This is a genomic window from Flavobacterium zepuense, assembly GCF_007097145.1.
GTDB classification, from domain to species: Bacteria; Bacteroidota; Bacteroidia; order Flavobacteriales; family Flavobacteriaceae; genus Flavobacterium; species Flavobacterium zepuense.
This window is the reverse complement of sequence record NZ_VJVZ01000005.1, coordinates 333604-343752: the sequence shown is the minus strand read 5'-3', so window position 1 is coordinate 343752 and position 10149 is coordinate 333604. Positions and strand designations below refer to the sequence as shown.

Below are 10149 nucleotides of genomic sequence, written 5' to 3'. Positions count from 1 at the left end.
TAAACCCGGCTTTTTTTATACCTATATATAAGGAGTGATTAATTAATGGGGTTCGCCAAGCTTTTGTGCAAGAATGCTTTTTGGCCTGCCTGGGTTTGTATGTGCAGCCACTCGTTGTTTTGCCCCAGCAGGGTTACGGTTTCGGCGGGGGCAAGGGTGCCTACAGTGGGCGTGGTGGTACCCGGACCCTGCCTAAGATTGGCTTTGCCTTTGGTTTTTAAGCTTGCGGCAGTAAAGTTGGTAGTAAATTTAGCTTTGCTAAGCTTTTCGGTTTGGTATACAAACGGCAGCGGGTTTACCGCCGCTCCTTTATATATACCAAAATGCAGGTGGGCGGGCGTAAACCTGGCATTACCGGTGTTGCCCACAAAGCCCAGTGTGTCACCCGCTTTTACGCTGGCACCGCTTTGCACGGCAATGCTATCCAGGTGGGCGTAGTATAACGATTTGCCAAAAAGCCCGTCGCGCAGCCATACCTGCTTACCGCCAAGTCCGCGCTCGCCGGTAAAACTGATGCTTCCATCGGTTACCGCAACTACAGGAGTGCCCTTTTTGGCAAATATATCAATACCCTCGTGCGAGCGCTTACCGCCGTCGCGCTCCATTCCCCAAAAACTGCCTATCGCGGCATTGCCTTTACCCGACACGGGGAAACCATACAGCGGGCGTTTGGTAAGGCTTATAAAGAAATTACTATTGGCCGCCAACTCAGGCTGAATAACTACTTTGTAAAATCCGGTTTGCTTTACTTCAAATTCTAATGCATTTTCTGCCAGTATGGTTTCAGCGGCATTAGTATAGGCGGTATCCTGCACGGCGAGCACGTTAATGAACATACGGTGGTTAACCGAATCGGCCACGACGGCTGCCTGTAGCACCTCGCCTTCCTGCATTTGCACGGTGTAGGTGTATACCGGATTAGTAAAGGGGCGGAATTTTCCTGTTTCGCCGTAAGGCAGTGTTACCTGCAGGCTGTCGGTTTTTGCGTTATCATAGGCAGTTTCCCACAGGGCAATCTGTTCTTTGTTATCTTTAAATTCGCGGGCGTATACCTGGCGGGCCGATGGTTTGGTTATGGCATCGGCTACCGAGTTAAATCCGGTTGTTAGCCCAGAGCATCCGTTACACGAAATTATCAGCAACAGCGCAACGGCTGCAGCTAAAGAATACATTACATTTTTTCTTTTCACGCTTATAAGTATGCACATACTGTGCCATAGTATGTTAAAATACTGTGGCTGTGTTTTGTAGCGGCTTTGTTGCGGGCTACCAAAATTTGTTGTAGGTTTATACTACAATAACCTGCACTTTAGCACACCTATATATATAGTAAATCTCATGGATACTTTTAGAAAAGAACTGCGCCTGGCCGTTTTAATAGATGCCGATAACGTTTCGTACAGTCATATTAAAGAGATGCTGGAGGAAATTGCCAAGAGCGGCACCCCTACCATTAAGCGCATTTATGCCGACTGGACCAAACCTAATGCTAACGGCTGGAAAACGGTACTGCTGGAAAACGCCATTACGCCCATACAGCAATACAGCTACACCACCGGAAAAAACAGCAGCGACAGTGCCCTCATTATTGATGCCATGGATATTTTATATTCGGAAAAAGTGGAAGGTTTTTGCATTGTGAGCAGCGACAGCGATTTTACACGCCTTGCCATGCGCCTGCGCGAAGCGGGTATGAAGGTTATTGGCATTGGCGAAAAGAAAACCCCTACCCCGTTTATTACCGCCTGCGATAAGTTTATTTATGTAGAGATACTTAAACAGGATGCTCCTGCCCCGCCTGTAAAGGCTACCCGCGGAAAAGCCGCCGCCGCCGTGGTTAAAGAGGAAGCTGCACCGCTTAAGGGCCCGGATGATAAGCTTACCCGACTGCTGACTAAAAGTGCGGCCGACCTGGCTGATGACAGTGGATGGACGTTTCTTGGCGACCTTGGTAATTTTATTGTAAAGAAGCGCACCGACTTTGACCCCCGTAATTACGGTTTCCCTAAGCTGCTACCCCTTATTAAGAGTACCGAACGCTTTGAGATTGATGAGCGCGAAACCGGAAAGGGTAATACAAGGCATATATATATACGTGTGAAGTAGCATGCAATTTTATTATGAAACTTATAGGAACACTCAAGGAGCCGCTGATTAAAAAACCGTACCTGTACCGCATTGAGCTGTTGGAACGGTTTTTTCAGGTATTAGATAATAAAGAACTTGTGTTTGTGCAGCCCAATTGCTGGACGGACCCGATGGAGAATATTATCTTCAACGCGCGTATTATTAAAGATGGCGTGCCGTATGAACATCCTGTAAAGGATAAAATTTATGCGCAGTGCTGGAGTTATGATGATGACTCTTACGCGCTGTGGCAAATTTACACCACCAAAGCCAATAACGAGGGCATTACCAAGCGGCATCCCGGTGTGCGCATTACCACGCATTTTGACAGGCTGCACCACATAGCCGACATGAATAAGGGTTTGTTTTATTACGGTATGGTTAACTACCTGACCAAACGCGATTTGCTTAAGCTGCCTGCTAACGAGGAGTATGTTAAGTGCCTGCAATCGGAAAATATTAATGAGGAGCACATCAAATCACTGCTTATTAAACGGAAGTCGTACAATTATGAGAAGGAGATCCGCTTACTGGCGCTCCCGGAAAGCGATTCTATTGATGCTAAGAACAGCAGGCTGTGCCGCTTAAAGATAGAACCTTCGGAGTTTATATCGTCTATCAGGTTCGACCCATCCATCAACCACCAGGAATTTAAAGAGTATAAAGAGCAACTGGTGGAAGAATACGGCTTTAAAGCCACTGCCATTACAAAATCGACCCTCGACAATAAAAACGACCTGATCTTTAGGCTATAAATTCTCTAACTGGTTTTTGTTTTTGTTGGAACTGATCGTCCAAAAGAAACCTACAAAAAAGAAACGGCTTGCGGGCTGGGTAACGGCCTGGCGCGCAAACTGGCCATCGGCACCGGGGTTGTTGGCATAGTTGTAGCCAAATACATTATCAGCACCCGTAACGTTAGATACCGAGAAGTACAGTATTTTTTGCTGCGACAGTAAGTACGCCCAGCTAAGGCTAAGGTTGTTGTAGCTTTTGGTATGGCTCGCCATAAAGGCAGTTTCGTTAGGGTTATCATACGGGCGGCCTGAGTTATAGCTGTAGGTAACGCCCAGTTGCGAACGCAAATCGTTAATCCAGTATTTTGTAACTATAGAGAAGTTATGCGGCGCAATGTAACTTGGCGTTACCTTGCTTTCGTAATTTTTATAATCGCGCTTGCTGTCTATATAAGAATATGAAATCCAGTAATCTACATTTTTAAGGGTCTTGCTATCCCTCCAGAATAAATCGATACCCTGTGCGTAGCCCTTACCGCTATTGTTATATACGCTGTTATATTCCGGCAGCGTGGTATTATATTTTACAAGGCTGTTGTAGTCTTTATAATACGCTTCGGCTCTAAAGGTTTTCCCGTTACTGTTATACATGTAGTTGAAGATGTAGTGGGAGGTTTTCTCAAAATCAAACTGCTTAAAGTATTTAAGGTAATCCTGTTTTGGGGTTTGGTAAAAATCGCCATACGCTAACGAAAACTGCCCTTTTTTACCCGCCTTATATGCCAACGCTATACGCGGTTCGGCGGTTGCCTTACCTATAATTTGCGAGTACGAACTCCTGAATCCTGCCTTAAGCGCAAAATTGTTAGAGAAGATAATATCGCCTTCGGTATAAACAGCAGCAATATTGTTGTAGTAACCGCTGTGGTACGCAAACCCGGTTGGCTCTTTATAGCGCTCATCAAAGTCGGTAATAAAATAATCGCCGCCAAAAGATAGTTTAACCCTGCTGCTGAAACCTTTGGTCAGCTTTAACTTAAGGTGGCTGCTGTGTTCTCCATTGGTTACGGTATTAGCATCAAGGCCAATTTTATTGTGACTGTAACCGTAGGCAACGCCGGTTTGTATCGTCCACTGCGTACCGAACATCCCTTTATAGGATGAGTTTACATACAGGTTATCATTCGTCATATCCACCCTTATTGGTTCCGGCTGGTTGATGTCCTTTTGGTTCAGGTCGAAATTGGCATGGTCAAAAGCAGCGTATACTTTAAGCACACCGCTGTTAAATTTATAACGGTACACGCTCTCCCCGGCAAGCGACTGGTAGGGTTTGTTCCAGCTTACCTCCTGCGGTACCAGCCATTGGTACGGTTTTAAATCGGTATAGGCGGCATTAAAGCTAAGCGAGCTTTTGTCCCACTTTTGAGTATTGCCAAGGCCTAAGCCCACAGTCATCACGGCAATTTCGGTAGATTCTTCTGCCGGCTCTTCTATCGTATTAAGGAGCAGCACGCTGGATAACGCCTCGCCAAACTCCGCCGAATAACCGCCCGTACTAAAGGTCATCCCCTTAAAAAGGAACGGCGAAAAGCGCCCGCGGGTAGGGATATTGTTGGCCGTAGCATTATACGGCTGCGCCACACGTATGCCGTCTACAAAGGTTTGGGTTTCATCGGCCTCGCCACCGCGCACAAACAGCCTGCCGCTTTCGCCCACCGTTTGCGTACCCGGAAGGGTTTGCAAAGCAGCTACAATATCGCCTGCCGATCCTGCCGTGGTAACAATGTCTAACGGTTTAAGGGCATTGACCTTACTATTATCGCCGGCGCTGAATGTACCTGCCGATATTACAACGCCATCTAACGTATTAACGCTTTCGCGGAGCTTAAATGCTTTCGGTTTAAAATCTTCCACTACGATATCCTGCCTCATGTCTTCCGAACTTAAAAAGGTAATGACCAACACCTGCGCGCCGGTAGCGGTAGTTTCAAAACTAAAAGTACCATCGGCCCCGGATGTTGCACCATCGTAAGTGCCATCAATATAAATGTTGGCACCCTCTATAAATTCGCCTTTATCATTAGTTACGGTACCGCTAATGGTTTTCTGGGCACTGGCAAAAAATGAGGTTGCTAACAAGGCAAGTAGTAATAGTGTTTTCATGGTTGGTTGGTTTTGATGCAGCAAAGGTGCGCCTCCAAACCACGGATTCATAAAAAAGCTTACCGAGTTGCGGAATTCAAAGGATGAGTTGTTTGCCTTATAAAACTATTTTAATGTTAAAAATTATAGATAGCATTTATATGGAACTTAACTTTGCATAGTAAACAGTTATATAATGCAATTTTCTATATCACGATCCTTTAAGGCTTTACTATTCAACAAAAAATTAATCATTGCCTCGCTTGTAATTGGCTTTATGGCAGCACTTTTAGGAGTGTCTTTAAAACATATTACAGAGCATTATGAGGAGCTATTATACCATAGGGCAGCCGCTAACCATTTATGGTATGCGGTTTTTCCGTTTATTGGGTTGTCGTTAATTTATATTTTGCGCTACTACCTTTTTAAGAAAAAAGAGAACAAGGGCATTAAAGAAGTGTTTGATGCCAACGCTACCGGAACGCCATTGCCCTCTTACAAAATACCATCGCACTTTATAAACGGGCTTTTAACCGTTAGTTTTGGCGGCAGCACGGGCATAGAAGTTTCTACCGTTGTGGCAACGGCAGCAATTGGGTCGGTCGCCACACAAAAAGAATCATTCCTTAAAAAATACAGGCAGGAACTTATCTGCGCAGGTATCACGGCCGGGTTAACCGCCCTGTTTAATACACCCCTTGCCGGACTGCTCTTTGCCTACGAGGTTATCTTTAAAAAAGTGAATAAGGCATTTATTGTTACCAATCTGCTATCGGCTGCTGTGGCTTATGGCGTTGTGTACCTGCTGGGCGAAGAAGCCCTGTTTACCGTAAACATAACCCATTGGAATTTGTATGCCCTGCCGTGGTTTATGCTTTTAGGCATATTGGCGGGTATCAATTCCATCTACCTGACAAAAAGTGTATTGTTCTTTAAAAAGCAGTTTTTAAAATTTAGTACCGGCTACCATAAAATAGTATTTGGCGCCGCAGCTATTACCATAATGATACTGCTATTGCCACAATTGTATGGCGAAGGCTACCACGCCCTTAAAGAAAGCTTGCTTACCGCCAATACCCTTGTGCTTACGCCCATTATAGCCTTTACCCTTTTTGGCATACTGCTGCTTAAGCCGCTTATAACCTCTATAACCCTATCGGCCGGTGGCGATGGCGGCGTGTTTGCACCCGGCATTTTTATAGGTGCTTTTTTAGGCTTGTTCCTTGCCATAACCCTTAATACCTTTTTTAATGCAGGGGTTATTCCGCTTAATTTTATGATAGTAGGCATGGCTGCCATGCTTAGCGCCAGCATACACGCACCATTAACCGCGTTGTTCCTGGTATGCGGGCTTATAAACAATTATTCTTTATTTATACCTTTGCTTATAGTAAGCTTTGTTGCCAAGTATATGGCACATCGCATTTTTCCGTACACGGTATACAGCTTCGCAAAAAAATAAAGACTGCACATGCCCCTCAAAAAGATCAAGCACACTTACCGCCACGCCCGCTATGTGTTTTATAAAGAAACACTTGTAGATTTTAAAGAGCACTTTTGGGCTTTTATAGGGTCGTTTTTCGGCCTGGGTACCATTACCTTTTTACAATATAAGGCATTTGCTCCACAGGACGTTGTATTGCTAATAGGTTCGTTTGGGGCATCATGCGTATTAGTATATGGGGTAATTATGAGTCCGCTTGCGCAACCCCGCAACCTTATGGGCGGGCACGTAATATCGGCACTTATAGGCGTTACCATCCAAAAATTATTACCCGAAACGGTTTGGATAGCCGCACCCCTGGCAGTATCGCTATCCATCATACTAATGCAGATAACCAAAACGCTGCACCCGCCCGGTGGCGCTACAGCGCTGATAGCCGTAACAGGATCGGAACAAATTAAGGAGCTGGGTTATATGTATGTGCTCTCCCCTGTTTTAAGCGGTGCGCTTATACTGTTAATCGCGGCGCTTATCTTTAATAACATCCACAGGCACAGGCAGTATCCATCGCCACAAGCAGTAAAGAACATAAAATTATACGGCAGGCGCATAAAAAGGCTGGTGCGCAGGTAAGGCGGTTTCGGTCAAAAAAAGTATCTTAGTGGTATAATCATAAATTTGATATTATGAACATTCCCGCTACCTACCTGCCGGTTATGCCCTACCTTATTTTAGATAATGCTCCTGATTTTTTGGAATATGCAAAAAAAGTGTTTGGCGCTATAGAGCAATACCTTGCCCCCGGAGAGGATGGCCGCAGCATTATGCACGGCGAGATTAAAATTAATGATGCCATTATTATGTTTGCCAGCAGCAACAGCAACTGGCAGCAAAAAACATCGGGCATGTTTATTTATGTAGAAAGTGTAGACAGGGTGTACAACGCCGGTATAGAGCAGGGCGGTACATCGCTACAAAGCCCCGCAAAACAGGAGTATGGCTATGCCGCCGGTTTTGAAGACCCTTTTGGCAACCACTGGTGGATTAACCAGCCCCTATAACAAAATAGTATGATATCTATAAACAAAATACACCACATAGCTATTATTTGTATGGACTATGAGGCTTCTAAGCATTTTTATACCAACATTTTAGGCTTTACCGTTATTGCCGAGAATTACCGCAAAGAGCGCGACTCCTATAAGCTGGATCTGGCTATTAACGGTACTTATGCTATTGAGCTGTTCTCGTTCCCCAACCCGCCGGCGCGCCCATCGCGGCCGGAAGCGGCAGGCCTGCGCCACATTGCTTTTGAGGTGGCTGATATTGAGGCAGCCATTTCGTGGCTCAGCCAGAATGATGTTGAATGCGAACCCATCCGCGTAGATGAATTTACCGGAAAGCGTTTTACCTTTTTTGCCGACCCCGATGATTTGCCAGTGGAGTTTTATGAACTATAGATTCATAAAGAAATTCCAAGCATCAAATTTCAAATAACAAAAATTAGAACGGGAAAATTCCAAAAAAAAAATCTCAAATTACAAAAAAACGTGAAGGTGAAAATCCGGATCGAAGTTTAAGATTTGGAATTTGCTTTTTGGATTTTTCAATTTTTGAATCTTTTAATTTTTAAATTCGAAAAATAAAATCCAAAAGTGAAATATTAGCCTTTTAAGGTCAAAAATGGGGTTAAAAAATGGTGTTTTTAGTGCAACTCAAAGTCCAAAAGTGAAAAATTAAGCCTTTTTTTGCTTGAAATTTGGAATTTGAAATTTGGAATTTTGACACTCTTATTTAAAAAATCTAAAAATCCAAAACCCAATTTCAGAATTAATATTTTACCTTTGAAGCATTAAAAATTTTACTATTATGGTTTACAAATTTAGAGTTATATTAGATGCAGAGGAAGACATTTTTAGGGATATAGCTATTCTTGAGGAAGATACACTCGAAGATTTGCACAACGCAATTGTAAATGCCTTTGGGTTTGACGGGCTTGAGATAGCCTCGTTTTACACCTGCGATGATGAGTGGAACCAGGAAGAGGAAATTGCCCTGTTTGACACGGGTGATGTTCCGGGTGAGCAAAAAACTATGGCCGACTATATTTTAGGTGAAAGGCTTGATAGAGAGGCCAATAAGATAATTTACGTGTATGATTTTTTAAACATGTGGACGTTTTTTGTGGAACTTGCTGCCATTGAGGAGCCTATAGCCGGAACCGCCTACCCCGACTTGCTGTTTGCACATGGCGAAATGCCCGCAAACGCCCCTGAAATGGCCTTTGGCACTGATGAAACCAGCGATGACCTGTACGGCGAATTTGATGATGATTATGACGAAGAAGACCTTGATATGTTTAACGATGACAACATAGAAGACATAGGCTTTGACGACCATAATTGGAATTAAAACAAAAGTAACAAAGTAATTAAGTTACAGAGTAACAAGGCTTTCCTGATTTAGATAGAATAAATTTTAATACATTTTTTAGTTGCAGGCGGTAACTTTGCTACTTAGTTACTTTGAAACTTTGCAACTCTCTCATAACCAATGATCAACTTATTTAATACGCACATAGAGAGCCTGTCGGTTCACAGGGTAGGTAATAAAAGCCGTAACGAGGCTATATTTTTATCTGAACAAACGTACAAACCTACAGATGAGATAGTTCCGCTACTAAAAGAGTACTTTTTTAAACCATTCAGGGATAAGGAAGAGAACTATTTTCAGTTTGCACACGATGTGCATTTAGATTACCATGACATGTATAACTTTGCTACAGAAATCTTTACAGACCCGAGTAAGGTACATGAGGTATCTAAAAAAATAACCAAGCATCTTTTTGAGCAGTCTAACCACCCGCATATTAAAAACGGTGAGGTGTATGTTGGTTATCTTACGCACCTTACCATAGATAACAACCCAGTTGACGCTATTGGTATCTTTAAAAGCGAAATAAAGACCGATTTCCTTCAGTTTGATGAGAACGGGGCAAATATAGAAATCCTTCTGCAACAAGGTATTAACCTTAATAAGCTTGATAAAGGCTGCCTTATTTTTAACCACAAAAAAGAAGATGGCTACAAAATACTTACCATAGACCACAACCGTTATGATGCCCGTTACTGGCTGGAGCATTTCTTATCGGTAGATGCCTTTCAGGATGAGAACTTTATGACCAAAAAGTACATGAAATTTGTTCAGGATTTCGCTAAAGATGTGGTACTGCCGGCAGAAGACAAGAAAGAAGAGGTTATGTTTATGAACAGGGCGGTTAACCACTTTGCTAAAAATGACACGTTTGAAGAAACAGCTTTCTTAAATGATGTTATTGATAATCCGGACATTGCATCTGAATTTAAGAACTATAAGGTAGAAAAAGCACCTAAATACAGTATTGAGGATGTTACTACCTTCCCTATTGCTAATGCGGCTGTTACCGATGCCCGTAAGAAGATAAAGAACGTTATTAACCTGGATACCAACATACAAATTAAGCTGGACTTTATTAATCCTGAAAGCGCCGAGAAATTTGTAGAAAAAGGTTGGGATGAGGAGAAACAAATGTATTACTACCTTGTTTACTTTAATAAAGAACAAAAGAGTTAACACAATAATAACCATACGATTACAAGAGGCCACACACGGCCTCTTTTTTTATGGTGTTAAAACTATGGTAAAACATGCATGCGT

The 10149-nt window shown here is 43.2% G+C and carries 10 protein-coding genes; 8 read left to right on the top strand and 2 right to left on the bottom strand.

The genetic code is table 11. The annotated features are described in order from the left end of the window. Nucleotides 1-38: 38 nt before the first annotated feature. On the bottom strand, nucleotides 39-1190 hold the full coding sequence (locus FMM05_RS10285; RefSeq protein ID WP_185965554.1) for a M23 family metallopeptidase: 1152 nt from the start codon (nucleotides 1188-1190) through the stop codon (nucleotides 39-41). A gap of 148 nt (nucleotides 1191-1338) precedes the next feature. Here FMM05_RS10285 and FMM05_RS10280 point away from each other — a divergent pair, with 148 nt between their 5' ends. Together FMM05_RS10280 and FMM05_RS10275 are read left to right on the top strand one after the other, a co-directional pair. Then, nucleotides 1339-2106, top strand: a complete 768-nt coding sequence (locus tag FMM05_RS10280; protein WP_143373276.1) for an NYN domain-containing protein — start codon at nucleotides 1339-1341, stop codon at nucleotides 2104-2106. Nucleotides 2107-2120: 14 nt separating this feature from the next. Further along, complete coding sequence (locus FMM05_RS10275; RefSeq protein ID WP_143373275.1) at nucleotides 2121-2882, top strand: hypothetical protein; 762 nt, start codon at nucleotides 2121-2123, stop codon at nucleotides 2880-2882. On the opposite strand, the gene FMM05_RS10270 is transcribed toward FMM05_RS10275, so the two are convergent. Next, nucleotides 2877-5030 (bottom strand): TonB-dependent receptor, encoded by a 2154-nt coding sequence (locus tag FMM05_RS10270; protein WP_143373274.1) that lies wholly within the window; start codon nucleotides 5028-5030, stop codon nucleotides 2877-2879. The genes FMM05_RS10275 and FMM05_RS10270 overlap by 6 nt on opposite strands. 175 nt (nucleotides 5031-5205) lie before the next feature. On the opposite strand from FMM05_RS10270, the gene FMM05_RS10265 reads away from it, so the two are divergent. From FMM05_RS10265 to FMM05_RS10240, 6 genes are all read left to right on the top strand, one after another. Then, nucleotides 5206-6471: a chloride channel protein gene (locus FMM05_RS10265; RefSeq protein WP_143373273.1), complete on the top strand. Its 1266-nt coding sequence runs from the start codon at nucleotides 5206-5208 to the stop codon at nucleotides 6469-6471. Nucleotides 6472-6480: 9 nt separating this feature from the next. Continuing rightward, complete coding sequence (locus FMM05_RS10260) at nucleotides 6481-7086, top strand: HPP family protein (protein ID WP_143373272.1); 606 nt, start codon at nucleotides 6481-6483, stop codon at nucleotides 7084-7086. Between the two features lie 53 nt (nucleotides 7087-7139). After that, nucleotides 7140-7514 (top strand): VOC family protein, encoded by a 375-nt coding sequence (locus FMM05_RS10255; RefSeq protein ID WP_143373271.1) that lies wholly within the window; start codon nucleotides 7140-7142, stop codon nucleotides 7512-7514. 9 nt (nucleotides 7515-7523) lie between these two features. Further along, nucleotides 7524-7913, top strand: coding sequence for an SMU1112c/YaeR family gloxylase I-like metalloprotein (gene gloA2, locus FMM05_RS10250; protein ID WP_143373270.1), 390 nt, complete (start codon nucleotides 7524-7526; stop codon nucleotides 7911-7913). 409 nt (nucleotides 7914-8322) lie between these two features. After that, complete coding sequence (locus tag FMM05_RS10245; RefSeq protein ID WP_143373269.1) at nucleotides 8323-8865, top strand: IS1096 element passenger TnpR family protein; 543 nt, start codon at nucleotides 8323-8325, stop codon at nucleotides 8863-8865. A 141-nt stretch (nucleotides 8866-9006) separates the two neighbouring features. Then, complete coding sequence (locus FMM05_RS10240; protein WP_143373268.1) at nucleotides 9007-10065, top strand: nucleoid-associated protein; 1059 nt, start codon at nucleotides 9007-9009, stop codon at nucleotides 10063-10065. The last annotated feature ends 84 nt before the right edge of the window (nucleotides 10066-10149 follow it).